The organism is Streptomyces sp. CNX435 (genome assembly GCF_059570575.1).
This window is the reverse complement of record NZ_JCANTA010000001.1, coordinates 108,751-134,664: the sequence shown is the minus strand read 5'-3', so window position 1 is coordinate 134,664 and position 25,914 is coordinate 108,751. Positions and strand designations below refer to the sequence as shown.

21 protein-coding genes are annotated in these 25,914 nt (G+C 76.6%); 5 read left to right on the top strand and 16 right to left on the bottom strand.

The features are described from left to right. Window positions 1–120: 120 nt before the first annotated feature. From T328_RS00495 to T328_RS00465, 7 genes are all read right to left on the bottom strand, one after another. Complete coding sequence (locus T328_RS00495; protein ID WP_496493764.1) at window positions 121–903, bottom strand: ABC transporter ATP-binding protein; 783 nt, start codon at window positions 901–903, stop codon at window positions 121–123. Beyond that, window positions 900–1,925: an ABC transporter ATP-binding protein gene (locus T328_RS00490; RefSeq protein ID WP_496493763.1), complete on the bottom strand. Its 1,026-nt coding sequence runs from the start codon at window positions 1,923–1,925 to the stop codon at window positions 900–902. The genes T328_RS00495 and T328_RS00490 overlap by 4 nt, the downstream gene beginning before the upstream one ends. Before the next feature lie 639 nt (window positions 1,926–2,564). Further along, window positions 2,565–5,492 (bottom strand): FtsX-like permease family protein, encoded by a 2,928-nt coding sequence (locus T328_RS00485; RefSeq protein WP_496493762.1) that lies wholly within the window; start codon window positions 5,490–5,492, stop codon window positions 2,565–2,567. Between the two features lie 398 nt (window positions 5,493–5,890). Next, window positions 5,891–9,547, bottom strand: coding sequence for an FtsX-like permease family protein (locus T328_RS00480; protein WP_496493761.1), 3,657 nt, complete (start codon window positions 9,545–9,547; stop codon window positions 5,891–5,893). Window positions 9,548–10,226: 679 nt separating this feature from the next. Then, the gene (locus T328_RS00475; RefSeq protein WP_496493760.1) at window positions 10,227–10,997 is read right to left on the bottom strand and encodes a DUF3710 domain-containing protein; all 771 of its coding nucleotides are present in this window, start codon (window positions 10,995–10,997) and stop codon (window positions 10,227–10,229) included. A 1-nt stretch (window position 10,998) separates the two neighbouring features. Further along, the gene (gene dut / locus T328_RS00470) at window positions 10,999–11,520 is read right to left on the bottom strand and encodes a dUTP diphosphatase (RefSeq protein WP_496493759.1); all 522 of its coding nucleotides are present in this window, start codon (window positions 11,518–11,520) and stop codon (window positions 10,999–11,001) included. Further along, window positions 11,517–12,095, bottom strand: a complete 579-nt coding sequence (locus T328_RS00465) for a PaaI family thioesterase (protein ID WP_496493758.1) — start codon at window positions 12,093–12,095, stop codon at window positions 11,517–11,519. Before T328_RS00465 ends, dut begins: the two co-directional genes overlap by 4 nt. Window positions 12,096–12,181: 86 nt before the next feature. Here T328_RS00465 and T328_RS00460 point away from each other — a divergent pair, with 86 nt between their 5' ends. After that, the gene (locus tag T328_RS00460) at window positions 12,182–12,634 is read left to right on the top strand and encodes a DUF3093 domain-containing protein (RefSeq protein WP_496493757.1); all 453 of its coding nucleotides are present in this window, start codon (window positions 12,182–12,184) and stop codon (window positions 12,632–12,634) included. A gap of 19 nt (window positions 12,635–12,653) precedes the next feature. Here T328_RS00460 and T328_RS00455 read toward each other — a convergent pair whose 3' ends face one another. The 4 genes from T328_RS00455 to T328_RS00440 form a co-directional block, all read right to left on the bottom strand. Beyond that, a complete protein-coding gene (locus tag T328_RS00455; RefSeq protein WP_496493756.1) occupies window positions 12,654–13,466 on the bottom strand; it encodes a hypothetical protein in 813 nt (270 codons plus the stop codon). A gap of 8 nt (window positions 13,467–13,474) precedes the next feature. Beyond that, window positions 13,475–13,774 (bottom strand): DUF4193 domain-containing protein, encoded by a 300-nt coding sequence (locus T328_RS00450; RefSeq protein ID WP_018838171.1) that lies wholly within the window; start codon window positions 13,772–13,774, stop codon window positions 13,475–13,477. A gap of 316 nt (window positions 13,775–14,090) precedes the next feature. Next, window positions 14,091–15,359, bottom strand: a complete 1,269-nt coding sequence (locus tag T328_RS00445) for a sensor histidine kinase (protein WP_496493755.1) — start codon at window positions 15,357–15,359, stop codon at window positions 14,091–14,093. Between the two features lie 48 nt (window positions 15,360–15,407). Then, a complete protein-coding gene (locus tag T328_RS00440; RefSeq protein WP_496493754.1) occupies window positions 15,408–16,061 on the bottom strand; it encodes a response regulator transcription factor in 654 nt (217 codons plus the stop codon). A gap of 275 nt (window positions 16,062–16,336) precedes the next feature. Between T328_RS00440 and T328_RS00435 the strand changes: the two genes are divergently transcribed. Further along, complete coding sequence (locus tag T328_RS00435) at window positions 16,337–16,513, top strand: hypothetical protein (protein ID WP_496493753.1); 177 nt, start codon at window positions 16,337–16,339, stop codon at window positions 16,511–16,513. Between the two features lie 206 nt (window positions 16,514–16,719). On the opposite strand, the gene T328_RS00430 is transcribed toward T328_RS00435, so the two are convergent. Together T328_RS00430 and T328_RS00425 are read right to left on the bottom strand one after the other, a co-directional pair. After that, window positions 16,720–17,496, bottom strand: coding sequence for an inositol monophosphatase family protein (locus T328_RS00430; protein ID WP_496494283.1), 777 nt, complete (start codon window positions 17,494–17,496; stop codon window positions 16,720–16,722). A 178-nt stretch (window positions 17,497–17,674) separates the two neighbouring features. Further along, window positions 17,675–18,790, bottom strand: a complete 1,116-nt coding sequence (locus T328_RS00425; RefSeq protein WP_496493752.1) for a ferrochelatase — start codon at window positions 18,788–18,790, stop codon at window positions 17,675–17,677. Between the two features lie 160 nt (window positions 18,791–18,950). Here T328_RS00425 and T328_RS00420 point away from each other — a divergent pair, with 160 nt between their 5' ends. Then, window positions 18,951–20,282, top strand: coding sequence for a D-arabinono-1,4-lactone oxidase (locus tag T328_RS00420; RefSeq protein WP_496493751.1), 1,332 nt, complete (start codon window positions 18,951–18,953; stop codon window positions 20,280–20,282). A gap of 496 nt (window positions 20,283–20,778) precedes the next feature. Next, on the top strand, window positions 20,779–21,876 hold the full coding sequence (gene sepH, locus T328_RS00415; protein WP_496493750.1) for a septation protein SepH: 1,098 nt from the start codon (window positions 20,779–20,781) through the stop codon (window positions 21,874–21,876). A 156-nt stretch (window positions 21,877–22,032) separates the two neighbouring features. On the opposite strand, the gene T328_RS00410 is transcribed toward sepH, so the two are convergent. After that, window positions 22,033–22,869 (bottom strand): sulfurtransferase, encoded by an 837-nt coding sequence (locus T328_RS00410; RefSeq protein ID WP_496493749.1) that lies wholly within the window; start codon window positions 22,867–22,869, stop codon window positions 22,033–22,035. A gap of 186 nt (window positions 22,870–23,055) precedes the next feature. On the opposite strand from T328_RS00410, the gene T328_RS00405 reads away from it, so the two are divergent. Then, window positions 23,056–23,817: a VOC family protein gene (locus T328_RS00405; RefSeq protein WP_496493748.1), complete on the top strand. Its 762-nt coding sequence runs from the start codon at window positions 23,056–23,058 to the stop codon at window positions 23,815–23,817. 203 nt (window positions 23,818–24,020) lie between these two features. On the opposite strand, the gene T328_RS00400 is transcribed toward T328_RS00405, so the two are convergent. Further along, entirely contained in the window at window positions 24,021–25,238 is a 1,218-nt protein-coding gene (locus T328_RS00400; protein WP_496493747.1) for an alkaline phosphatase family protein, read from the bottom strand. Continuing rightward, window positions 25,238–25,828, bottom strand: coding sequence for a DUF5998 family protein (locus tag T328_RS00395; RefSeq protein WP_496493746.1), 591 nt, complete (start codon window positions 25,826–25,828; stop codon window positions 25,238–25,240). Before T328_RS00395 ends, T328_RS00400 begins: the two co-directional genes overlap by 1 nt. Window positions 25,829–25,914 lie beyond the last annotated feature (86 nt).

Genomic DNA, 25,914 nt, shown 5'->3' with positions numbered 1-25,914 from the left:
CGATTGTCCGTCCACTTCCGTATGTGTCGCACCGTCGAGCGTACGACCGCGGGGCGGCGGGGCGCACGGGGCGTGGGGGCGCGGAGCAGACCTTGACGCATCTCTGACAGGGACGGGGGGTCAGGTGGCGGGCGCGGGTGCCTCCGGGCCCGTACCCGCATCCGCATCCGCGTGGTCGGTGATCGTCCCGTCCCGCAGCTCCAGCACCCGGTCCGCGACGTCCAGCAGCGCCGCGTCGTGCGTGGCCACCAGCGCCGTGACGTCCTCGCTGCGCACCACCGCCCGCAGCAGCTCCATCACCGCGTGCCCCGTCTCCGCGTCCAGCTGCCCCGTCGGCTCGTCCGCGATGATCAGCGCCGGCCGGTTCGCCAGCGCCCGGGCGATGGCCACGCGCTGCTGCTGCCCGCCGGACAGCTCCCCGGGCCGCTGCGCGGCGTGGTCCGCCAGACCGACCAGCGCGAGCAGCAGCTCCACCCGCTCCTCCCGCTCCCGGGGCGGCACCTTGCGCAGCCGCATCGGCACCCCGACGTTCTCCGCCGCGGACAGGATCGGGATCAGTCCGAACGACTGGAAGACCAGCCCGATCCGGTCCCGCCGCAGTCCGAGCAGCTCCGCCTCGCCGAGCCCGGACAGCGCCACGCCGTCCAGCTCGATGCGGCCGGAGTCGGCGACGTCGAGCCCGGCGACGAGGTTCAGCAGCGTCGTCTTGCCGGAGCCCGAGCGGCCCTTCAGCGCCACCAGCTCGCCGCGCGGCACCCGCAGCGACACGCCGCGCAGGGCGTGTACGGCGGTGGCGCCGCTGCCGTACGTGCGGTGCAGGTCCTCGACGACGACCATGGGGCGGCCGTCGTCCGCCGCCCGCTCCCGTACCGCCGTGGTGTCCCGACCGGCGTCCTCACTCATGCGTCCTCCCCCTCGTCGTGCCCGTCCCGCCCGTCACGCTCCTCGCTGGGCTCCTCGCTGGGCTGCTCGGCGGGCTGCTCGGCGGCGCGCCACACACCGACGTGATCCCGCTCCGCGGTCAGCCGCACCCGCCGCCGCAGACCGTACCTCTCTACGTACTCGCGCGGCAGCTGCAGCCTGCCGACGCGGTCGAGCACGGCGTACTCGGCGGCCGTCAGCGCCTCGTCCCGCAGCGTCTCGGCGGCGGTGCGGCCGTCGCGGATCTGCACCGTACGGCGCACCTGGCGGGAGACCAGCGGGTCGTGGGTGACGACGAGCACGGTGGCGGCCAGCTCCTCGTTGGCCCGGCGCAGCGCCGCGAAGACCTGCTCGCCGCTCGCGGTGTCCAGCTCCCCCGTCGGCTCGTCGGCCAGCAGCACCCGCGGCCGGTTGGCGGCGGCGACCGCGACGGCGACGCGCTGCTGCTCGCCGCCGGACAGCTCCGCGGGGCGGCGGTGCGCGCAGTCCCCGACGCCGAGGGCGTCGAGGAGGTCGGCGGCCCGGCCGGGCCGCTCGCGGCGGGGGACCCGGGCGTACGCCATGGGCAGCGCGACGTTCTCCAGGGCGGTCAGGTACGGCAGCAGGTTGCGGGCGGTCTGCTGCCAGACGAAGCCGACGGTGCGGCGCCGGTACGCGAGCCGCTGGCGGCGGCCCATGGCGAGCAGGTCGTGCCCGGCGACGCGGACGCGGCCCGCGGTGGGCAGGTCGAGGCCGGAGAGGATGCCGAGCAGGGTGGACTTGCCGGAGCCGGAGGCGCCGACGAGCGCGGTCATCTCGCCCTCGGCGACGGTGAGGTCGAGGCCCTGGAGGGCCTGCACCTCGACGCCTTCGGCGTGGAAGACGCGGACGAGGTTGTCGCAGTCGACGACGGGCTCGCGGCGCTCGGGCGCCGCGGCTCCGGGGGCGGCGCGCGCGGCGCGGGCGGCGCGCGCGGCGCGCTCCAGCGCGGCGAGGTCGGGGGCCGGTGTGCGAGGTTCGGTCACGCGGACCTCCTGGGCCGGGTCCGGGGTGTGCGGGGCGTGCGGCGGCCGGGCGTGTGCGGCAAGGCGGGCGCCGGCGGGCCGCAGGGGTGCGGCTGTGGCACGCGCGCGCCGCGGCCCGGCCGCGGGAGACCGGCACGGCGGGGTACGAGTCCGTGCCCTGTCCCGGACCGCGGCGGCGACCCGCGGCGGGCGGCGACACGGGCGGGTGGCAGGCGGGCGGCCGGGCGCGCGGGGTGGCGCGCCCGCTGCGCGGCCCGGCCGCGGGCGGGAGCCCGGCGCGGCGGAGAACGGGCCCCTGCCCGGCACCGGGCCGCGGCGGCCACCTGCACGCCGCGGCGACGGAGCCAGCCGGGCAGGACGCGTACCGCGTACCGCGCACGGACCTACGCCTCCGCGCCGCGACTCCGCACACCGGCCCGGCCACGAGCCGGAGACCAGCACAGCGGAGAACGAGCACCTGCCCGGCACCGGACCGCGGGGCGGGGCCGGGCGAGCGGGACACGTGGGGGTACCCCCACGCCCTCAGGGCGTAGGGGGAGTGTGCGGTCGGCGGGTGTACGTCTCCGGGGCGCGAGCCCGCCCGGGCCGCGCGGGGCGCCGACGCCGACGGACCTCGCCGCCTGGAGAGCCTCGGGGCGGTCACCCGTCCTCCCCCACGCGGAGCGCCGTCAGCCGGCGGCTGCGGCGGGAGGCCACCGCGTCGGCCGCCACCGCCGCCGCGACGAGCGCGAGCAGCCCGAGCGTCAGCGCGGCGGTCAGCAGGTGGTCGGGCCGCCGGGGTGGGTCCACCGGGCCGCCGGTGAGCGCGCGGAGGTCCAGCGCCGGGCCCAGGGCCGCGGGCAGCGCGAGGCCCAGGGCGAGGCCGCCGGCCGCGGCGGTGAGCGCGAGCGGGGCGAGCTGCAGCGCGCCGAGGGCGGTGGCGCCGCGCCGGTCGAGGCCGAGGAGGCGAAGGTACGCGGTGGTGCGGGCACGCTCCGGCGCGGAGAGCAGCAGCTCCACGAGCAGCGTCAGCAGCGCCAGCACCGCGGCCAGCGCCGCGCACACGGCGTGCGCGGCCCGGATCGTGCCGAGCACCCCGTCGTCGCGGTCCGCCGTCCGCTCCTCCGTGGCGATCAGCAGTTCCCCGTACGGGCTGTCGACGCCTGTGCCCGGCGCGGCGGAGCGCAGCGCGGCCGGGGTGGCGCCGGCGCCGTAGTACAGGACGGCCGCGTCGCCGCGGGGCACGTCCGCGGCGCGCTCCCGGTCCGCGGCGGCCAGCGCGGCGGTGTCGGCCAGCAGCAGCGGCCGGTCCGCCCCCGGCGCCGCGTCGCGCCCGCCGTACAGCGGGCCGAACGCCTTGTCCCGGACCGCGTCCCCGGCCAGCCGCCCGGCGACGCGCACCCGCACGCCGCGCCACCCCGTCTCGTACGTCTCGCCGGTACGCGCCGCCCCCCGCTCCCCGCCGGCCAGCACCGGCAGCACCAGCCGCCCCGCGCCGTCCCGCCGCGGCTCCCCCAGCCCCGCGACCGCCGCCGCGGCGGCCGAGCCGGGGTCGGCCCGGCCGAGCGCGGCGGAGTCGACGGCGAGCAGGTCGGCGCCGGGCTGTCCGAGGCCGGTGGCGGCGCTGGTCAGCTCGGTGCGTACGAGCCGGACCGGCACCGCGTGCGCCACGCCCGGGACCCGGCGCAGCGCCTCGTCGCCGGCGGGGTTGACGGCGTCGGTGAGCACCGCGTCGGCGCCGCCGGTGCGCCAGTCGAGCGCGTCGCGGCGGCCCTCCTCGACGGTGCCGGTGACGAGGCCGCCGAAGACCGCGGCGCCCAGGGTGGCGACGAGCACGAGCAGCGCGAGCACGGCCGCGGGCGCGTCGCGGGCGGCGCGGGAGAGCGCCAGCAGCCCGAGCGGCCCGCGGCGGCGGGCCGCGAGCCGGGCCAGCAGGCGCAGCGGCGGCGGGTAGGTCCGTATCAGCAGCACCACGACCGCGAGCCCGCACAGCACCGGCACCGCCGCGACCAGGGGGTCCGACGCGCTGCCGCCGGACGTGCCGCGTACCCGCAGCGCCACCGCTCCCGCCGCGGCGAGCAGCAGCACCGCGGCCTCCGCGGACGCCCGCCGGCCCGCGGGGCGACGAGCGGTCCGGCCCGAGCGGCGGTCCCGTACCGCCGCCCAGGTCAGCGCCGGCAGCAGCAGCCACGCCGCGCCCGCGACCGCCACCGCCGCCCACCCCTCCGGCGCCGCGCCGGCGGGCAGCAGCAGCCGCGCCCCGACGTGCCCCGCCGCCAGCCCCGCGCCCGCCACCGGCGCGTACTGCGCGGCGCGGGAGAGCGCGACGCCGAGCGCGGAGGCGCCGCGGGCGCGCTGCAGCCGGTGGTGGCCGAGCCGCCGCCGCACCGCGAGCCGGGCGGTGACGAAGGCGGCGGCCAGGCCGACGCCGACGACGGAGACGAGGGCGAAGGAGACGACGACGGCGGCCTGGTCCCACTCGGCGTCGAAGTCGCGGACCAGCGGCTGGACCTGGTCGGTGCGGGTCGGGCGCTGGGCGGGGTGGGAGCCGTAGATGCAGGCGGTGCCGGTGCTGTCGCAGAAGTTGTCGGCGCTGGCGGTGTCGTACGCGGCGAGGGCGCGGATCAGCCTGTCGCGGCCGTCGTCGCCGGTGAAGCGGGCGGCGGCCGTGGCGCGCTCGTCGCGCTCGTCGTCTGCGTCGGTTGCGCCGTCCGCGCCGTCCGCGTAGCCCAGCTGCAGGCGGAGCCGCCACTCGACGGTGATCTGCGGCAGCCCGCGGTCCAGGAGGGCGTCGAGGGCGCGGGGGGCGATCAGCGCCTGCGCCTCGGTCGGGCTGGACTCGTGGGCCGCGGGGAGCGGGACGGCGAGGAGGGGGTGGCTGCGCCAGAGGCGGTCCTGGGGGCCGTCGGGGTCGGTGCGGAGGAAGCCGGTGACGACGACGGGGGTGTCGAGCCGGGAGTGGCGCGGGGTCAGGTCCAGCCGGGCGCCGAGGCGGAGGCCGAGCGCGTCGCGGGTGCGGGTGGAGACGGCGATCTCCACGGGGCCGTCCGGGCCGGTGTGGCGGGGCGGGCGGCCGGCGGCGTAGCCGGCGGGGCCGGGGGCCTCGCTGGTGTGGAGCAGGGACAGGGCGGCGTCCCCGCGGGGGGCGCCGAGGGTGGCGGCGGGGACGCGCACCTGGTGCGCGGGCTCGTCGAGGAGGCCGGCGAGCGCCGCGGGCACGGCGTTGGTCAGGTCCTGCTCGGCCCACGTCAGGTCGTCGGCGACGCTGGTCCCGCCCTCCCCCGGCAGCCCGGTGACCGGCTGCCCGAACGACACGGTGCGGGTGAGCAGCGGCCGTTCGTCCTGCGCCGCCGCGATCCGGTCTACGAGCGCCCGGCCGGCGGCCCGGTCGAGCAGCGGCGGCGCGGCGGTCGCGACGGCGGCGAGCAGCGCGACCAGCGCGCCGAGGAGGACGAAGGCGGGCAGGTCGGCGCGCGCCTCGCGCCAGGCGCGGGGACCGCGGGCGGCGCGGGTGGCGCAGGTGGCGCGGGGCGGTCGGTCCGTAGCGTCCGCACCGGATGCCCGCGTCGTACGAACCGGGCCGGGCACCGGCTCCGTACGCCCCGGGCCCGACGGCTCCGCACGCCCCCCGCGCCCCGCGTCGGGGGCCGGGCCCGCAAGGTCGGCCCGGTCGGTCTGGTCCGCCCGATCAACCCGGTCCGCCTGATCCGCTCGGTCCGCCCGCTTCCGGGCTGCCTCCCGCGCACCGCTCCCACGCCCGGCGCCGGCCGCCGCCCGCGCAGCGCCCGGCCGCGCCTCCCGCTCCGCACGCCCCCCGCGCCCCGCGTCCGGGGCCGGGTCCGTAAGGTCGGCGGGGTTTACGCGGTCCGCCTGGTCCGCCTGGTCAACCTGGTCCGCCCGGTCCTGGGCCGCCTCCCGCGCACCGCCCGGCCACGGCTCCCGCTCCGCGCGCCCCCGGCGCCACCACCGCCCGCTCGCCCGCCCCGTCACTCGTCCCCCGCCCTCAGCACCCGCGCCAGGTCCGTCCGCGCCAGCGCCCGCGCCGTCGCCGTGACCGCCAGGCAGATCAGCAGGGTCACCACCGCCGCCACCACCGCCACCCGCAGCCACGGCACCGCCACCGCCAGCTCCGGGTGCACCGCGGCCCCGGTCTCCGTGACCGTGACGGCCGGCACCACCGCCGCCGCCAGCGCCACGCCCGTCGCCGTGCCCACCGCGGCGGCGAAGGCCGCCAGGCACAGCTGCTCCGTCCACAGCAGCGCCGTCAGCTGCCGCGTCCGCACCCCCAGCGCCCGCAGCAGCGCGAACTCCCGGGCCCGGGACCGTACCGCCAGGACGCTGTGCAGCGCGAAGCCGACGACGGCGAACGCCGGCGCCAGCACCAGGCAGAGCCGCAGCGCCCCGTCCGCGCCCTCGCGCAGCGGCGACGCCGCCAGCTCCGCCCGCTCCCCCGGCACGTCGCGCGCCGTGCCCAGCTCCGGCCGCCGCTCGACGGCCGCGAGCGCGGCGGTGGCGTCGCCGTCGCGGGCGGCCAGCCACCAGTGGGTCTCCACCGGCGGGTCGAGCCCGGCCCGTACGAGGTACGCGGCCAGCAGCCGGGTGTCCACGAGCAGCCGCCCACGACCCGGGTCGGTGCCGGGGACGGCATCGACGCGGCCGACGACCTCAGCGCGCAGCTCCGTGTTGCCCGGCAGCCCGGCCCGCAGGGTCTCGCCCACCTCCGCCTGGCCGGAGTCGAGCAGCGCGTCGGTGGCGAGCACGGGCACGGGCCGCGGGTCGCCCTGGCCGGCCTGACCAAGCTGGAGCTGCCAGCTCAGGTACTCGTCGCGCAGCGACGTGTCCGGGCCGCGCAGCACGCCGTCGAAGAGCGCGCCGGGACGGTTGCGCGCCTCGCAGAGGACGAACCCGGTGGCGACCCGCGGCGGCAGGCCCCGCGTCGGCGCCGGCTTGCGGCCCGGGCAGCCGGCGAGACCGCGGTCGGGCCGCTCGCCGCTGATGAGGTCCCGCCACCGGACGCCGTCCTCCTTGGGCGCAACGCCGGCGAAGTCGTCGATCGTCAGCAGGTACGTGCGCCGTTCGGTCTCCTCCTCGGTGCGCAGCTGCAGCCCGGTGAGCCGCAGGGGGTACTGGTACGCGCCGAGCGGGATGCTCATCCGGTGCGCCCGGCCGTCGGCGGGCGGCAGGGTGCCGGAGACGGTGTGCGCGAGGCCGTCGGCGTCCTCCAGGGTGACGTTGAGCGTGAACGGCTCGGCGGTGCCTGGGCCGTCGGCGGCCAGGCGTACGCGCATGCCGAGGGCGTCGGGGCGGCCGGGCAGCGGCAGCCCGTGGGCCGGCGCCGGGCCGGCGCCGGCGAGCGCCGCGAGCGCGTCGTGGGGCAGCCCGGCCCCGTCCCGTACGGCGGGCACGGGGCTCGCGGCGGCGTTCGTACGAAGCGTCGGCAGCACCTCGGCGGAGTCCAGCGCGGTCAACCCCGCGAACGACGTGCCGACGGTGACGTCCCAGTCCACCACCGGCGTGACCGCCCCGACGCCGGGCAGCAAGCCATACCGCGTGTGGCGCTCCGCGCGCGGCACGAAGCCCGCGCCCTCGTGCCCGGCCTCGACGCTGAGGTCGGCGCCGACCGCGAAGGCGGCCTGGTCGCGGTCGCCGCGGTCGAGCACCGCGAGGGCGGTGGCGCCCAGCGCGGCGATGGCCAGCGCGAGAGCGACGAGCAGCGCGGGGCCGGCGTGCCCGGCCGCCCGGCGGCCCAGGTGCCAGCCGCCGAGCGGCAGGACGAGGCCGCCGGAGCGGCGCGCGAGCCGGTCGGCGGCGCGGGCGGCCAGCGGCAGCAGCCGCAGCGCCAGGAGCACGGTCGCGGCGGTGAGGGCGACGGGCGCGAGCACGACGACGGGGTCGACGGCGCCGGAGTCGGCGACCGGGGTGCGGTAGGTGACCAACTGCAGCCAGCCGACCGCGGCGACACCGGCCAGCGCCAGGTCCGTACCCGCCCGCTGGTACGCCGCGAGCCGCGGCACCCGCCGCCGCAGCCGGGCCACCGCGCGCCGGTCGCGGGCGGCGCGCGCAACGGGGGTCAGCGCGGCGGCGGCGTGCACGGCCAGCGCCAGCCCGGCGACCGTCCACCCCGTGCCGGTCGCGGCGCCCGCCGGCACCGGCCCGTCGAGCACCCCCGCCGCCGCCAGCCCGCGCAGCAGCGGGCCGGCCAGAAACGGCGCGGCCAGCGCGGCGGGCAGCGCCACCGCCGCCCACTGCGCCGCCGCCCCGCCGACGAGCCGCACGGGCCCCGCGCCGCGGCTGCCGAGCAGCACCTGCTCGGCGGCGCGGTGCCGGGCCAGCTGCCGGGCGGTCAGCACCAGCGCGGCCAGGGCGAGCGAGGCGAGCAGGGCCACCGGCAGGTACGTGGCGGCGCGGGCGACGGCGACGGGCACGTCCAACTGCCGTAACACGTACGGCAGATCGGTGTCGGCCTCGACGTCGGCGAGGGCCGCGGACCGCGCGGAGGTGCCGTCGCGGCCGAAGACGACGCGCGCCGCGTCGCCGGTGGCGAGCGCGGCGGCGCGGTCGCGCAGGGGGTCGACCTGGCCGAGCCGGAGCCGGCGGGCGTCGGGCACGGAGAGCCACACGGCGGTGGCGTCGTGGCGGAGGGCGGGCTGCTCGGCGAAGGCGCGGCGGGCGACGAGGCCGACGCTGTCGGAGGTGCCGAAGGTGCCGGTGAGGTCCTGCCAGAGGGGAGCGTCGGGGTCGCGCGGGGCGTAGAGCCCGCTGACGCGCATGCCGAGCGGCGCGGCGCCGTCGCCGGCCTCGGCGGTGCCGGACCCGGCGCCGGTGCCGGACCCGGCGTCCTCGCCGGCGGAGCCGCGCCGCTCGTCGGTCGCGTGCTCGTCACCCGAGCCGGCACCACCGCCGCCCGAGTCCGGGGCGGAACCCCCGGCGCCGTCGCCCCCGGCACCGGCTTCGGTGCCGGACGCGGCGTCCTCGCCGCCGGACCCATGCCGCTCCCCGGCCGCGCTCCCGTCGCCCGAGCCGTCGCCCGAGCCGTCGCCGTCCGGGTCCGCGCCGGAGCCCTCCTCCCCCGCGTCCTCGTCGCCGCCCAGCGCGAAATCGTCGCCGACCGTCAGCCCCAACCGCGCCGCGTACCGCTCGTCGAGCGCGACCTCCACCGGCCCGCCGGCCCCGGACTCGCCCCCGGCCCCGGCCCGCGGCCACTCCCCCTCCGCCAGCCGCGCCTGCCGGCCGGCGTCCTCCGCCCACAGCACCGACAGCCCCACCGCGCCGCGCCCGCCGACGCCGCTCCCGGCCACCGGCAGCTGCAGCTCCCGCGCCGCCGGCGCCCGCATCAGCCGCGTCGTACGGTGCGGCACGTCGCCGTACGTACGCGCCAGCGCACCCCGCACCGGCCCGTCCGCGCGCGCCACGCCCTCCGGGTCGTACGCGCCGCTGATCCGCACCGCCGCATCCGGGTCCGCGGCGAGCCGCTCCCGCGCGCCGGCCTCCGCGGCCTGCTCGGCGACCGCGACGAGCGCGGCGAGGACGGTGACGGCCAATAAGAGGGCGAGCGCGGCGGCGGCCAGCACGAGGCCGTGGTGCGCGCTCTGCCGCAGCACGGCCGGAAGCCGGCGCCCCGGCCGCGCAACGGTCGCGGTCAACGGTCCCCCCTGTCCCGGTTGCCGGGAGAATAAGCGAGCCGCGACGGCCCAGGCAGGTCAAGAACGCGCCTTCACCGCTTCGTTACGCGCAGGCCGGCGGCCCCGGGCCCGCGGCGCGGCGGGACCCGCGCGTACCGAGCCGCGGCACGGGGGCGGCGGACGTGGCTGGCCGGAACGGTGAGAGGCGTACGGCGAGCCGACACCCCGCGCCGAGGCGCTGGACGCGCCGGAGCCGGTCGACGCACTCTCCACGGTCGAGTCCGGGGCGGCTACACCACCGGCTGCGCGCCCGACCGCCGGACCTCGGGCCACCGGACCCCAGACCGCCGAACCCGGACCCCGCGGCTGGCGGGCGCCCAGACAGCCCTGGACGGACCCACCCGGCCGGCTCCCCGCAGCGCGGAGCCCGGCCCGCCCGACGACTCCGACGCGGTCCCCCGAGACGACCGGATCCCCGGCCCCCGCCCGCGGGCGCGGCACCGCCCGGGACCCCGAAGGCCCCGACGCTCCCGCCCGCCTCAGCCGCGGCACCCGCCACCCGCCATCCGGCACCCGGCCGCCCGCGCCGCCCACGGCGCCCGCACGCACAACGGCGGCGGGCCGGGTCCCACGACCCGGCCCGCCGCCGTACGTCCACACTCCCCACGGAGCGCCCCCACGGAGCGCCCCCGCGGAGCGCTCAGCGGACCTCGGTGATCTCCGGCCCCCGCGCCAGCGAGTCGATGCCGCCCGCGAACCGTGAGCCCTCGCTCGCCTCGTCCTGCTGCACCCCGTCCGGCACCATCTGTGCGTCCGTGGGCAGATGCAGCACGATCGGGTCGCGCGGCGCCATCGGGCCCTCGCCGCGTACGACCACGGTCTCGCGGAAGATCTTCTCCAGCACCCCCGCCGCCTGCGGCTGCACCGCCGCCTGGCCGGAGATCACCCCGCGCAGGAACCACCGCGGCCCGTCGCAGCCGACGAACCGCACCACCTGCACGCCGCTCTTGCCGTCGGGCAGCTTCACCGGCACCTGCGCGCGCAGCTCCCAGCCAAGGGTGCCCTCCTGCTCGTCGATGATGCCGCCCTGCTTGGTGATGCCGCCGGCGATCTCCGCGCGGACCTCGCCCCAGATGCCCTCGTTCTTGGGCGCGGCGAAGCCCTGCAGCTGGATCGCGCTGTCCCGCAGCACCACGGTCGCGGCGACGATGGACTCGCCCGCCACCTCGACGCGCAGCTCCATGCCCTCGACCCCGGGGACCATCAGCCCGCCGAGGTCCACCCGGCCGCGGGTGGCGTCCTCGACCTCGCTGATGTCCCACGGCCCGTCGGGCCGTGGCCTGGGCGGCAGCGCGGGCCTGTCCCCGTCCTCCGGCTGCCCGTCCGCCGACTCCTCGGCGTCTTCGGCGGTCACGCCGTCGGCGGCCTTGTCGACGGGCTCGTCCTGCCCCTTGCGACGACGTCCGAACACGTCACTGTCCTTCCCGGTCGGCAATGACCGAAGCGTATCCATGAACGGCCTTCCGGTCCCCGAGGGAGGCATGCCCTCCGGTTGACCCGTGTCCGCCCTCGCCCCTGGCGGAGCCGGGGAGTTCGGCCACCTCGTGGAAGCGGGCCTTCTCCACCTGCTGGATCACCAGCTGGGCGATCCGGTCGAAACGCTCGAACCGCACCGGTCGGCGCGGGTCGAGGTTGACCACGTTCACCTTGATCTCCCCACGGTACCCGGCATCCACCGTCCCCGGGGCGTTCACGAGAGTCACGCCGCAGCGGGCGGCGAGCCCGGAGCGCGGGTGCACGAAGGCCGCGTAGCCGTCGGGCAGCGCGATGGCGATGCCCGTGGGCAGGACGACGCGCTCGCCGGGGGGCAGCTCCGCGGGCCGGGTGGTGACGAGGTCGACGCCGGCGTCGCCCGGGTGCGCGTACGACGGCAGCGGCACCTCGGGGTCGACGCGGCGGATCAGCACGTCCACCGGCTCCCGCCCCGCCGTCACGGGTTCACCTCGAAGGCGCGGGCCCGCCGGACCTGGTCGGGGTCGGCCATCGCGGCCCGGATCTCGCGGTCCCGGCCGTGCTCGATGAAGTGGTTCACCTTGACCTCCACGAAGAGGGCGTCGGCTCGTACGGCCACCGGTCCCGCCGGGCCGCCGATGCGGCCGGTGGCGGTGGAGTAGATCTTGCGGCCGGCGACGGCGAGGGCGCGGGCGTCCAGGTGGAGGGTGGTGTCCACCGGCACCGGGCGCAGGAAGTCGGTCTCCAGCCGGCCGGTCACCGTGATGGTGTGCAGCAGCCAGCTCAGCGCGCCCAGCGTCTCGTCGAGCGCGGAGGTCAGCACCCCGCCGTGGGCGAGGCCGGGGGCGCCCTGGTGGGCGGCCTTGACCGTGAACTCCGCGGTCACGCTCACGCCCTCGCCCGCCCGCGCGGCCAGGTGCAGGCCGTGCTCCTGGCCGCCGCAGCCGAAACACTGGTCGTAGTGGGAGCCGAGGAGCTGCCCGGGCGCCGGGGCGTCCGGATGCCGCACGGGTTCCGCGGCGCCGGGCGGCGGGGCCAGCTTGTCACTTGCAGTCACACGGCCAGAGCCTACCTGCGTGGCAGGCCCACGGCGGAGCCGCGAGGGGAGCGGGCCGCGGGGGGAAGCCGTGGGAGGGTGGGTGCATGGAGACGACGCAGAGCTACGACGAGCGGCTGAGCGCACCGCGGTCCTGGTGGGGCCTGGCGGTGGGCACGGGGGTGTGTCTGGCGCTGGTGCTGACGCCGTTCGGCACGCTGCCGCTGCTGGCCGGGCTCGCCGGCGGGTCGGCGCTGGCGGCCGTCGCGGTCAGCTCGTACGGCTCGGCGCGGATCCGTGTCATCGCCGGGCAGCTGGTCACCGACGACGCCCGGATCCCGCTCACGGCGCTGGGCGAGGCGCAGGCGCTCGACGCGGAGGAGGCGCGGGCCTGGCGTACGCACAAGGCGGACACGCGCGCGTACATGCTGCTGCGGGGGTACATCCCGACGGCGGTGCGGGTGGAGGTCACGGATCCGGAGGACCCGACGCCGTATCTCTACCTGTCCACGCGGGAGCCGGAGCGGCTGGTGGCGGTGCTGCGGTCGGCCATGGGCTGACGGCGGCGGGCGACGCGGGTCAGCGCTCGCCCGGCGGCAGCGCCCGCGGGTCGCCCTGCGGCGGTCCCGTCGGCAGTGCGGCATCCGCGGCGGCCCCGGCACCCCCGGCGCCCGGAAGACCTCCGGAGTCCTGGGTGTCCCCCGACGCCGCAAGCCCTCCGCCCGCGGGCGGGAGCACGTCCCACGGGACCTGGCGGGCACGCAGGTCGTCACGGATGGTCTCGGCCAGCCTGCGGGTGTCCCTGCGGTTCATCAACGCACCGGCGACCGCGCCCATGAGGAACGGGGCGAGGCTCGGCAGGTTCCGCACGGTGCGCTTGAGGACCTGCTGCCGCAGCCGGCGGCGCATGGGGCCGCCGAGTACGACGTCGAAGCTCACGAGCTTGGCGGTGTCGATGCCGCGCTCGTCGGTCCAGGCGCCGAGGTACGCCATGGCCCGCTGCCGCGCCGGGCCTGCCGCCCGTACCCCGTACACCTCGTGCAGCTCGGCGATCAGTTTCAGCTCTATCGAGGCCACCCCGACGATCTCGGCCGCGAGCTCGGCGGGCATCGCTGGCGGCGCGGGCATCATCGCCACCGCTCCGATGCCCGCGCCGACCGTGGCGCTCCCCTTCACGGCTCCGGCGACCAGCCGGTCGGCGATCTCCTCCGGGCCGAGCCCGGGGAACTGCCGGCGCAGCGTCGCCAGGTCGCGGACCGGGACGCGCGGCGCGGTCTGCACGATGGCGTCCGCCACCCACTCCAACGCCGCCCGGACGCGCCGGTCGGGGCGCGTCCGCCGCAGGATCCCGGTCTTCGGCCCGGCGGGACCGGAGCCGACCGTGGGGGCCACGGCCGGCCTCAGGCCGCGCAGTCGCGGCAGATCGGCTGGCCGTTCTTCTCGGCGGCCAGCTGGCTGCGGTGGTGCACCAGGAAGCAGCTCATGCAGGTGAACTCGTCCTCCTGGCGGGGCAGGACCCGCACGGACAGCTCCTCGTTGGAGAGATCCGCACCGGGCAGCTCCAGGCCCTCATTCTGCTCGAACTCGTCGACGTCGACGGCTGCGGCCGACTTGTCGCTGCGCCGCGCCTTCAGCTCTTCGATGCTGTCTTCGTTGACATCGTCGTCTGTCTTGCGTGGGGTGTCGTAGTCCGTTGCCATTCTCGCTCTCCCCCTCCGGGTGGTCAGTGAGTCTCCAGCGCTCGTAACGCATGAGAGGCCGGTCTTGTGCCCGACCCGAAGCGGAGATTTTGCCTCACATCAAGGTCTGTTACTCAATCGACACCCGCCCGCATCACCCAGGGGTGATCGCGGCCGGATGGCGAAAGGGACCATACGCGGTCCCGGGCGCTTCTCGTGCACGCCACCCCGTGTACTTCCCGGGACCGCATCCTGCGGAAACGCGGATCTTACGGGCTTTTCCGGGAATGCGGCGATGACGCAGCGCACACGGCCGGAATGGGCCGAATGTGACGTATCACACAGTCTGCATGGGCAGCGCTACGCGAATCACCAGCCCACCGCCTTCGCGCGGCTGTGCGGCGACCGTCCCGCCGTGCGCCCGGATGACGGATCTCACAATGGACAGCCCCAGTCCTACCCCCTTGTCACTCCCCGTACGCTCCGTGCGCAACCGCCGGAACGGCTCGAAAAGGTTGTCCACCTCGTACGCCGGGACGACCGGCCCGGTGTTGGAGACCGTCAGCACGGCGATGCCGGGCTGCACCTCCGTCTCCACCTCGACCCAGCCGCCCTCGGGGACGTTGTACCGCACGGCGTTCTGCACCAGGTTCAGCCCCACCCGTTCCAGCAGCACGCCATTGCCCTGCACGTACGCGGGCTTGCGCACCCCGCGCAGCTCGACGCCCCTGGACTGCGCCTCGCCGCGGGCCTGGTCCATCGCCTGGGAGGCGACCTCGGCGAGGTCGACGGGCTTTCTGTCGACGATCTCGTTCTCGCTGCGGGCGAGCAGCAGCAGCCCCTCCACCAGCAGCTCGCTGCGCTCGTTGGTGGCCAGCAGGGTCTTGCCCAGCTGCTGCAGCTCCGGCGAGGCGTCCGGATCGGAGAGCTGGACCTCCAGCAGCGTGCGGTTGATCGCCAGCGGGGTGCGCAGCTCGTGCGAGGCGTTGGCCACGAAGCGCTGCTGGGCGTTGAACGCCCGGTCGAGGCGGTCGAGCATGTCGTCGAAGGTGTCGGCCAGCTCCTTCAGCTCGTCGTCCGGCCCGTCCAGCTCGATGCGCTTGTGCAGGTCCGAGCCGGCCACGCTGCGGGCGGTGCGGGTGATGCGGCCCAGCGGCGAGAGCACCCGGCCGGCGACGACGTAGCCGAAGGCGAAGGCGAGCACCGTCATCCCCACCAGCGCGAGCAGCGACTTGCGCAGCAGGGAGTCCAGGGCGAGCTGGCGCCGCCGCTCGATGCAGGTTTCGAGGATGCCGTTGAACTGGCTGTACGTCTCCGCGTCCGAGACCTCGGGACACGTCTCGCTGGCCACCTTCACCGTGCCGCTGCTCTCCAGCAGCTTGAACGGGGTGGCGAAGCTGTCCAGGGCGGTGGCGGCCAGCAGATAGATGATGGCCAGCAGCACCATGCCGGCCATCAGGAACATGCCGCCGTAGATCAGCGTGAGGCGTATCCGGATGGTCGGGCGCAGCCAGTACGGCGCGGCGGCCTCCCGGGGGTCCCAGGTGGGCTTGGGCGGGGTACCGGCGGGCAGCGCGTCCGAGGCGGAGCGTCTGTTCTCGTCCATGGGGCCATCCGTCGGGTGCGTGGGGGGCGTGGGGGGACGTGGGGAACGTCAGATGCGGTAGCCCGAGCCGGGCACCGTGATGATCACGGGGGGCTCGCCGAGCTTGCGGCGCAGCGTCATCACGGTGACGCGCACGACGTTGGTGAACGGGTCGGTGTTCTCGTCCCACGCCTTCTCCAGCAGCTGCTCGGCCGAGACCACGCCGCCCTCGGCCCGCATCAGCACCTCCAGCACCGCGAACTCCTTCGGCGCGAGCTGCACCAGCCGCTCGTCCCGGTACACCTCCCGGCGGCCCGGGTCGAGCTTGATGCCGGAGCGCTCCAGCACCGGGGGCAGCGCCTGCGCGCTGCGCCGGCCGAGGGCACGCACGCGCGCCGTGAGTTCGCTGAAGGCGAACGGCTTGGGCAGGTAGTCGTCCGCGCCCAGCTCCAGCCCCTCGACGCGGTCCCGGACGTCGCCCGCCGCGGTCAGCATCAGCACCCGGGTGGGCAGGCCCAGCTCGACGACCTTGCTACACACGTCGTCGCCGTGGACGAGGGGCAGGTCGCGGTCGAGCACCACGACGTCGTAGTCGTTCAGCTCGATGCGGTCTATGGCCGCCGCGCCGTCGTAGACGACGTCCACGGCCATGGCCTCCCGGCGCAGGCCGGTGGCCACCGCGTCGGCGAGCAGCTGCTCGTCCTCGACGACGAGTACGCGCACGGCGAGGTCCCTTCTCGTAGTACCGCCTGGGAACAGCTCCATCCTGCCTGCAATGGGAGTAAACCGGTGGTAAGCAGCCGGGCACCCAAAGATTCTCCGGATCCGATGTTTCCACCCCCGATGCCGCGGGGAGGACGATTCCACACCCGCCGATCACGTTTCCCAGCCTCCTTTCCCGGCACGGCACACAGGCTGTAGCCGGAGGGACGTTCTCCGTGATCTGACCCGTCGGCACACCCCCAGTGCCTCGACCCGACGACGAGGGGGCGTACACAATGGACGCATTCACCGCTGGCATTCTGCAGCGCATCAAGACGGCCGAGTCAGAGCGGGACCGCGCCCGCGAGGAAGGCGACGAGTTCGGCGTCGAGGTGGAGCAGGAGGAGCTGGACGACCTGCGCCGGCTCGCCGCCGACCACGGCGTCGAGGTCGGAGCCCGCTCCGGAGTCTGACCCGCCCGACGCCCCGACGACCACGCCGCCCCGGCACCGCCACGGTGCCGGGGCGCTGCTGTGCGGACGTGTCCGGGAGGCGGCGGGGTACGGACGAGAGGGCGCCGCCGCGGGGTCGTCACGGCTCGGCTGGCGCGGGGGCGGTGCGTACCACGGGCGCGGGGCGGCACGGCGGGGTGGCGGGGTAGCGGGGTAGCGGGTCCCCGTCAGTCGTGCCAGGCGCCCAGCTCGTCCAGCAGCCGCTGCAGCGGCTCGAAGAGCCCCGGCACCGCGGCGACGGTCAGGTCCCCGTCCGGCCGCAGGCCCGGCCGGGAGCCGGTCAGCGCGCCGGCCTCGCGGGCGATGAGGTCGCCCGCGGCCAGGTCCCAGGGGTTCAGGCCGCGCTCGTAGTAGCCGTCGAGCCGGCCGCAGGCCACGTCGCACAGGTCGATCGCCGCGGAGCCGCCGCGGCGGATGTCACGGACCCGCGGGATCAGCAGCCGTGCCACCTCGGCCTGGTGCGCGCGCACCGCGTGGACGTAGTTGAAGCCGGTGGAGACCAGCGCCTGGTCCATGGGCGGCGTCGGCCGGCAGCGCGCCGGCTCACCGTTGACGAAGGCGCCGCCGCCGCGCACGGCGTGGTACGTCTCGCCCCGCATCGGCGCCGCCACGACGCCGACGACGGCCTCGCCCGCGTACTCCGCGGCGATGCTGACCGACCAGTCGGGACGGCCGTAGAGGTAGTTCACCGTGCCGTCGATCGGGTCGACGACCCAGCGCACGCCGCTGCTGCCGGGCGTGCTCGCGCCCTCCTCGCCGAGGATCCCGTCGGCGGGCCGGCGCTCGGTGAGGAAGCCGGTGATCAGCTTCTCGGCGGCGAGGTCCATCTCGGTGACGACGTCGATGGCGCTGGACTTCGTCGCGGCCACGCCGAGGTCGGCGGGCCGATGGTCGCGCAGCAGCTCGCCCGCGCGGCGTGCGGCCTCCAGTGCCAGGGCCAACAGCTCGTCGTGCGGCGCGGCGGGGGTCTCGGGAGCAGACGTCTCGGGAGCGGGGGTCTCGGGAGCGGGGGGTCCGGGGCGGGGCTCGTCGGTCACGGTGCTCCTCGGTGCGCTTCTCGCGGGGGCGGCGGGGCGGCGGTGCGGGCGCCGTACGGCGGGTGCCGCGGCGTACGGCGGCGGTTCAGTCGGCGCCCGCGGTCGCGGGCTTCGGCGTACGGGCCGGGCAGCAGCCCGCCGGGCAGACGTCGTGGCTCGGCCCCAGCGCACCCAGCGCGCAGCGCTCGACCGGCTCCCCGCGCTCGGCCGCGGCCCGCTCCAGGACCAGCTCCCGTACCGCCGCGACGAACCGCGGGTCCGCCCCGACCGTCGCCGACCGCACCGCCGGCAGGCCCAGCTCCGCCGCCTTCGCCGCCGCCTCCGTGTCGAGGTCGTACATGACCTCCATGTGGTCCGAGACGAAGCCGATCGGCACCATCACGGCCGCGGGCGCGCCGGCGGCGTGCAGCTCCTCCAGGTGGTCGCAGATGTCCGGCTCCAGCCACGGGATGTGCGGCGCGCCGCTGCGCGACTGGTAGACGAGCCGCCAGGGCCGCTCGACGCCCGTGGCCTCCCGCACCGCGTCCGCGACCAGCCGGGCGGCGTCCAGGTGCTGCGCGACGTACGCGCCGCCGTCGCCGTGGTCCGCCGGGGGGCCGGAGGTGCCGGCCGCGGCGGTGGGGATGGAGTGGGTGGAGAACGCCAGGTGGGCGCCGTCGCGTACGTCCGCGGGCAGCCGGTCCAGCGCGGCCAGCACGCCGTCGGCGACGGGGCGGACGAAGCCGGGGTGGTTGAAGTAGTGCCGCAGCTTGTCGACGCGCGGCGGCTCCAGGCCCTCCGCGGCGAGCGCGGCCAGCGACTCGGCCAGGTTCTCGCGGTACTGCCGGCAGCCGGAGTACGAGGCGTACGCGCTGGTGACCAGCGCCAGCACCCGCCGGTGCCCGGCGCGCGCGACCTGCCGCAGGGTGTCGGTGAGGTACGGGTCCCAGTTGCGGTTGCCCCAGTAGACCGGGAGGTCGAGGCCGGCGTCCGCGAAATGTTTGCGCAGGGCCTCCAGCAGCTCGCGGTTCTGGGCGTTGATGGGGCTCACGCCGTCGAAGAGGAAGTAGTGCTGCCCCACCTCCTCCAGCCGCTCGCGCGGGATGCCGCGGCCCCGGGTGACGTTCGCCAGGAACGGAACGACATCGTCCGGGCCTTCGGGGCCGCCGAAGGACAGCAGGAGAAGGGCGTCGTACGGCTGGGGGGACTGCGCGTCGGGCATGCCTTCGATCCTGCCATGCGCGAGCCGCCCGCCCGAGTCGGACACCGGCGTATGGCCGGTCCGTACGCGCGAGTATCATCCCTCTCCAACCGGGGGCGGAGAGCCGGAAGAAGGGCCGTACGACGGCCTGTTCAGGGGATGGGCGGCGGATGGGCGGCGGATGCGTCAGGTGATCAGCAGGAGGGCCGCGGGCGCCTGGCGCAACTGGGCGCGCACCGTCGCCGCGCGCCCCGCGCGCACCGTCAGCCCGTCCACCACCGCCGAGGTCGCCGACGCCGTACGCGCCGCCGCCGAGGACGGCCTGAAGGTCAAGGCCGTCGGTACGGGCCACTCCTTCACCGCCGCCGCGGCCACCGGCGGGCTCATGGTCCGCCCGGAGCGGCTGGTCGGCATCCACGAGATCGACCGCGGCGCCGGCACCGTCACCGTCGCCGCGGGCACCCCGCTGCACCAGCTCAACCACGCCCTCGCCGCCGCCGGTCTGTCGCTGACCAACATGGGCGACATCATGGCGCAGACCGTCTCCGGCGCCACCGCCACCGGCACCCACGGCACCGGCCGCTCCTCTGCCTCGCTGGCCGCCCAGATCACCGCGCTGGAGCTGGTCACGGCGGACGGCCGGGCGCGTACGTACACGGCGGACGACACCGGCGAGGACGCGGCGGTCTTCGCCGCGGCCCGGCTGGGCGTCGGCGCGCTGGGCGTGGTCACGTCGCTCACCTTCGCGGTGGAGCCGGTCTTCCTGCTCACCGCGCGGGAGGAGCCGATGCCGCTCACGGACGTCCTCGCGTCCTTCGACGAACTGGCGGAGGGCAACGAGCACTTCGAGTTCTACTGGTTCCCGCACACCGGCCGCTGCAACACCAAGCGCAACAACCGCAGCAAGGGCCCCGCGGCGCCGCTCGGCCGGATCGGCGGGTGGATCGACGACGAGCTGCTGTCCAACGGCGTGTTCGCGGCGGCGTGCGCGGTGGGGCGGGCGGTGCCCGCGACGATCCCGGGCATCGCGGCGGTCTCCAGCCGGGCGCTGTCGGCGCGTACGTACACGGACATTCCGTACAAGGTCTTCACCAGCCCCCGGCGGGTGCGGTTCGTGGAGATGGAGTACGCGGTCCCGCGGGAGGCGGCGGTCCCGGCGATCCGGGAGCTGAAGGCGATGGTCGACCGGTCGGGGCTGCGGATCAGCTTCCCGGTGGAGGTACGGGTCGCACCCGCGGACGACATCCCGCTGTCGACGGCGTCGGGTCGGGACACGGCGTACGTCGCGGTGCACCTGTACCGGGGGACGCCGCACCACGCGTACTTCACGGCGGTGGAGCGGATCATGACGGCGCACGGGGGCCGGCCGCACTGGGGGAAGCTGCACAGCCGGGACGCGGAGTACCTGGCGGGGGTCTACCCGCGGTTCGGGGAGTTCACGGCGGTACGGGACCGGCTGGACCCCGGGCGCGTGTTCGGCAACGACTACCTGCGGCGGGTGCTGGGGGACTGAGCGCCTTACCGCGGGCCGTGCGCCGGGCGGGAGTTGAGTCGCGTCGTCCGCCGAGACCCTGTCCGCCGAGCTCCGCATCTCGCTCCCGAGACCGCCCCGTTGGCCTCCCGCCCACAGGAACGAACCCCGCGGACGGACCCGATAGTTCCGATTCCGGGGATTCTGTGATGCAACGCACCTCTTGATCGAACCGGGGCGGAACAGGCAGACTCAACTGCCTTGCAGCGTTCCGCGTTCGGTGGCGCGCCGGTCCACCCGCATGGCTCGAATGGAGTACTGTGGGCGAGCCAGTGCTCAGGTGTCCGTCCGACGGCGGCGATCACGGCCGCTGCGTTGCACATGCGTAACCGTGTCATCACGGCGTATCGGGCCCCAAGGCCCGACACGCCGGGCAACTCAGCAAAGTTGTGGCAGGCTGCACCCGGGCAGGCCACACTCGACTAGCGGAAAGAGCAGCGACGCACCGAACGTCGGCAGGCACCACCGGGAGGTTCCCATGCCCGAACTGCGTGTCGTGGCGGTCAGTAACGACGGCACACGGCTGGTGCTGAAGGCTGCGGACAGTACGGAGTACACCCTTCCGATTGACGAGCGTCTGCGCGCCGCGGTGCGCAACGACCGTGCGCGGCTCGGCCAGATCGAGATCGAGGTCGAGAACCACCTGCGCCCCCGCGACATCCAGGCGCGGATACGGGCCGGTGCGTCGGCGGAGGAGGTCGCCGCGCTCGCCGGGATCCCCGTCGACCGCGTGCGGCGCTTCGAGGGGCCGGTGCTGGCCGAGCGGGCGTTCATGGCCGAGCGGGCCCGCAAGACGCCCATCCGGCGCCCCGGCGAGAGCGCCGGTCCGGCGCTGGGCGAGGCGGTCGCCGAGCGGCTGATGATGCGTGGCGCGGAGAAGGACTCGGCGCGGTGGGACTCCTGGCGGCGGGACGACGGCACCTGGGAGGTGCTCCTCGTCTACCGCGTCGCCGGTGAGCCGCACAACGCCGGCTGGACGTACGACCCGCCGCGGCGGCTCGTACAGCCCGTCGACGACGAGGCGCGGGGGCTGATCGGCGAGACCGACGCCACGCCGGAGCCGAGCCTGCCGTTCGTGCCGAAGATCGCGCGGCTGCCGCGGAGTCCGGAGCGGCCGGCCGACGGCGGGCGCGGGGACAGGGACGCCTCCGGCGAGGACCGCGGGGACTCCCTGACCAGCCTGCTGGAGGCGGTGCCGAGCTTCCGGGGCGACCTGGTGGTGCCGGACCAGTCCACGCCCGCGCCGGCCGCCACTGCCGACGGGCCGGCCGGGGCGGCGGGCGCCGGACCCAAGCCCGGTCCGGTGCACGGGCCGGTGCCCGGACCGCCGCCGGAGGAGGAGCCCGAGCCGCCCGCGGTGGAGGAGGAGCCTCCGGCACCCGCGGCGAGCGCGGGGGCGGCGGGGTCCGCGTACGCGGACGTGCTGATGCCGCGGAGCGTCTCGGCGCACCGGGAGCGGCTGACGGGGCAGACGGACCGGCAGGCGGAGGCCGACGGCGTGCGGCCGGGCCGGCGGGCCGCGGTGCCGAGTTGGGACGAGATCGTGTTCGGGAGCCGGCGCAAGAAGCCGGAGTAGCCGTCGGGATCGGGCGCGGTTCGTACGGAGTCGTCCGTACGAACCGCGCCCCGGTCTGCCGCCGCCCGCAGGGTAGAAGGACGCCGGCCACGCGCCCGCTGACCGGGTACGCGGCCGGCGTCACCCGCTGACGGAAGGCCCCGGCGGCCCCTTCCGTCAGCCCGGCTGCGCGCCCGTCGCCACCTCCCGGGCCGGATCCGCCACCCACTCCGACCACGACCCCGGGTACAGCGCCGCGGGGATGCCGGCGATCTCCAGCGCCAGGACCTCCTGGGCCGCGGAGACGCCCGAGCCGCAGTACACGCCGACCTCCGTGCCCGGCGCGGCCCCGAGCGCGCGGAAGCGCGCCGCCAGGTCGGCCGCGGGCCGGAAGGTCCGGTCGGCGGCGAGGTTCTCGGTGGTCGGCGCCGAGACCGCCCCGGGAATGTGGCCCGCGACCGGGTCGATGGGCTCCACCTCGCCGCGGTAGCGCTCCCCCGCGCGGGCGTCGAAGAGCACGCCGCGACGGGCGAGCGCGGCGGCCTCGCCGGCGCCGAGCACCGGCAGCGCACCCGGCTCCGGGGTGAAGTCGCCCGCGCCGCCGGCCGGCGGCGTGCGGGACAGCTCGCCGGGCCAGGCCGCCAGTCCGCCGTCGAGGACGCGGACGTCCCGGTGGCCGGTGTACCGCAGCAGCCACCAGCAGCGCGCGGCGGACCAGCCCTGGCCGCCGTCGTACACCACCACGGGGCGGCCGGCGAAGACGCCGGCGCGGCGCATGGCGGCGCCGAAGACGGCGAGGTCGGGGAGCGGGTGGCGGCCCTCCGGCCCGGGCGGGGCGGCCAGCTCGGCGTCCAGGTCGACGTAGGCGGCGCCGGGGATGTGGCCTGCGTCGTACTCGGGACGGCCGGGTGGGCCGCCGAGCGTGTAGCGCACGTCGAGCACGACCGGCGGCCGGGGGCCCGCCAGGTCGCTCGCGAGTTCGGTTCCGGAGATGATGGCATCCATGGAGGCCATCTTGGCGCAGAGTCGCGCCGGCTTCCTGACCCGCCCCGAAAACGAACATCTACCAGCGAGACGGACAATTTCTTCAGACGGATCGGCGCAGAGGGGGCGCACTGCAGCAAGGGGAATGGAAACATCTACGCAGGCGTCACCGGAACGTCACTCACCGCCACCTTTCGATGGTCAGAGAGGGCTGCCATGTCCGAGGGAGCGATTCTCAGCGCGCCGGGCACACCGTGCTGGGTGAGCCTGCTGGTGCACGGGCTGGAAACGACCGAGGATTTCTACCGGGGCCTGTTCGGCTGGGTCTTCGAGGAGGGCCCGCGCGCGCTGGGCGCGTACCGGCTGGCACGGCTGGACGGCGGCCAGGTCGCCGGGATCGGGGCGATGGCGCCGGACACCAGACTGCCGGTCGCCTGGACGCCGTACCTCTCGACCGACGACGCCGACGCCGCCACCGAGCTGGTGCGCTGCTGCGGCGGGACGGTGGGGGTGGGGCCGCTGGACGCCGACGCGGCCGGCCGGAAGGCGATCTGTTCGGACCCGGCCGGGGCGGTGTTCGGGCTCTGGCAGCCGCGGCGGCACAGCGGGGTGGAACGGCACGGCCGGCCGGGCACGCCGGTGTGGAACGAGCTGCTGGTGGCGGAGCCAGCGATGGTCGCGAAGTTCTACGAGCTGGTCTTCGGCTACGACGTGCGTTCGGAGGGCGACGTCGCGACGCTGTACGTCCAGGGCCGGCCCGTGGCGTCGATCTGCGGCGCCGACGAGGAGACACTGCGCGAGACGGGGCCGCGCTGGATGACGTACTTCGAGGTCACCGACGTGGACGCCGCCGTGGCCCGCGCGGAGGAGCTGGGCGGGCGCCGGGTGCGCGAGCCGCACGAGACGCCGGCGGGGCGGCTGGCGGAGGTCGCGGACCTGGAGGGCGCGCGGTTCACGGTGGTGCGGTCGGCGCGCTGAGCGCCTGCGGCGGGGGCGGCGGTGCCTTCCGTGCCCGGCGCCGTTCGGTGTCCGCCCGCCCGGCGGGGATCCGGGGGGCGGGAAAGCCAGGGGGCGGGAAAGCGGGGGGCGCACGGGCGCGGCACGCGGCGCAGGCGCCGGCGCCGGACGTCACCGAGGGCGTTCAGCCGCCACCCGCGGGGCCGCGGGCGACCGCCGCGGCTTCAGGAGCGTACGGACAGCAGTGGGACCAGCTGCTCCGCCGGGGTCAGCGAGCCGTGCATGCCGGCGAGCGCGGACTCCTTGGGCTCGGTGCGGGTGGCGACGATCGCGATGTCGTCGGCCGCGGCGACGATGGCGTCCCCGAGCCGGTCCCGTACGCGGTCGTCGACCTTCGGTCCGAACCACCCCAGCGCGACGGCCTCGTCGCGGCCGGCCACCCAGGCGCGCTCGCCCAGCACCTCGCGCCAGACGGCGAGCACGTCGCCGGCGGCGCCGGGGACGGCGTACACGTGCCGTGCGCGGCCCTCGCCGCCGAGGAGCCGGACGCCGGCGCGCAGTTCCCAGTCCTCGTCGACGTCGTAGCGGGCGTCCTCGGTGAAGGGGATGTCGACCATGCCGTGGTCGGCGGTGACGTAGAGCGCGGCGCGCGGCGGCAGTTGCTCGGCGAGGCGGCGGGCGAGGCGGTCGGCGTAGCCGAGCTGGCCGCGCCAGGCGTCGGAGTCGACGCCGTGGCGGTGGCCGTTGCCGTCGACCTCGCTGTAGTACGTGTAGACCAAGGTGCGGTCCGCGGCGGCGAGTTGCGCGGCGGCGACGTCCATGCGCTCCTCGCCCGACAGCCGGCCGTGGAAGGTGCCGCCGCTGAGCGCGATCGTCGTCAGCGGGGTGGTCTCGAAGGCGGGCGAGGAGACCTGCGCGGTGTGCACGCCGGCGTCGTGGGCGAGCTGGAAGACCGTGGGGTACGGCTGCCACTCGCGCGGCGCCGTCCAGGGCTGCCAGCGCAGCTGGTTCATCAGCTCGCCGGTCCCGGGGTCGAGCACGGCGTAGCCCGGCAGGCCGTGGGCGCCGGGCGGCAGGCCGGTGCCGACGGACGCGAGGGAGGTGGCGGTGGTGGCGGGGAAGCCGGCGGTCAGCGGCTCGCCGGTGGCCAGGCCGTGCAGGAACGGGGCGTCCGCGGGGTGGGCGAGCAACTGCTCCCAGCCGAGGCCGTCGATGAGGAACACGCAGACGCGGTCGGCCGCTTGGACCCCGGCGAGGGTCGGTACGAAGCCGGGGACGCCGAGGCCGGCGGCGGCGGTCGGGAGCAGGTCGGCGAGGGAGCCGGTGCCGTAGCGGGGGGCGGGCGCGGCGGCGGGGTCGAGCGGCGCGGGCCAGTCGGTGCCGTGGGCCGGTGTCCCGGCGCCCGGTGTCCCGTGGCCCCCGGTCCCCCCCGTGGCCGGCATCAGGCTTCGGGACCGGCGGCGGTGGCCTCGGAGAGCGCCTGGGCGAAGTCCAGGGCCTGCCGTACGGTCTCGGGGCCGTCGCCGGCCTCGCTGACGCGCAGGCTCAGGTCGTCGGCGGTGGCCGAGCCGGTGTAGCCGTGGTCGGCGTCGCAGTTGGGGTCGCCGCAGGTGGCGGGCTCCATGTCGAGCCGGCTGACGGCGCCCCAGCCGACGGTCAGCACGACCTCGCGGGGCAGGGTGCCGGGGGTGTACGCCTCGGGGTTGCCGACGACGCGGCTGAGGACGACGGAGGAGATCCGGGCCAGCTTGACGGATTCGCTGGAGGTGGTGGCGTACGGGGTCGGGGAGGTGGTGTCCGCGGCCTGCTCGTCGGTGTGGCTGACGATGAAGCGGCTGTCGGTGAGCACGAGCACGGTGATGTGCCGCCGGACCTCGTTGGCGTCGAACGTCGTCTCCTGGTGAACCAGGTACGCGGACACCGGCTCCCCGCCGACGGCGGCCTCCACCGCCTCCGCCACGAGGGCGGGGTAGTAGCCGCTGCGCTCGATCGCCGCGCGCAGCCCCTTGGTCGCGGTCCCGGTCTTAGCCATGCGCCCATCCTACGGCCCGGGGACCCCCGCATGGCCCACAGCCGTGCGGCGGCCCCCGGCACCCGGGGCGACCGCCCCGGGCCGCC

Bases quoted from the DNA above. Each gene is read 5' to 3' on its own strand.
- T328_RS00400 (WP_496493747.1), bottom strand. From the start codon at position 25,238: ATGCCGGCCACGGGGGGGACCGGGGGCCACGGGACACCGGGCGCCGGG.
- T328_RS00460 (WP_496493757.1), top strand. From the start codon at position 12,182: ATGGAGACGACGCAGAGCTACGACGAGCGGCTGAGCGCACCGCGGTCC.
- sepH (WP_496493750.1), top strand. From the start codon at position 20,779: ATGCCCGAACTGCGTGTCGTGGCGGTCAGTAACGACGGCACACGGCTG.
- T328_RS00395 (WP_496493746.1), bottom strand. From the start codon at position 25,828: ATGGCTAAGACCGGGACCGCGACCAAGGGGCTGCGCGCGGCGATCGAG.
- T328_RS00405 (WP_496493748.1), top strand. From the start codon at position 23,056: ATGTCCGAGGGAGCGATTCTCAGCGCGCCGGGCACACCGTGCTGGGTG.
- T328_RS00445 (WP_496493755.1), bottom strand. From the start codon at position 15,359: ATGGACGAGAACAGACGCTCCGCCTCGGACGCGCTGCCCGCCGGTACC.
- T328_RS00425 (WP_496493752.1), bottom strand. From the start codon at position 18,790: ATGCCCGACGCGCAGTCCCCCCAGCCGTACGACGCCCTTCTCCTGCTG.
- T328_RS00450 (WP_018838171.1), bottom strand. From the start codon at position 13,774: ATGGCAACGGACTACGACACCCCACGCAAGACAGACGACGATGTCAAC.
- T328_RS00410 (WP_496493749.1), bottom strand. From the start codon at position 22,869: ATGGCCTCCATGGATGCCATCATCTCCGGAACCGAACTCGCGAGCGAC.
- T328_RS00420 (WP_496493751.1), top strand. From the start codon at position 18,951: ATGCGTCAGGTGATCAGCAGGAGGGCCGCGGGCGCCTGGCGCAACTGG.
- T328_RS00495 (WP_496493764.1), bottom strand. From the start codon at position 903: ATGAGTGAGGACGCCGGTCGGGACACCACGGCGGTACGGGAGCGGGCG.
- T328_RS00435 (WP_496493753.1), top strand. From the start codon at position 16,337: ATGGACGCATTCACCGCTGGCATTCTGCAGCGCATCAAGACGGCCGAG.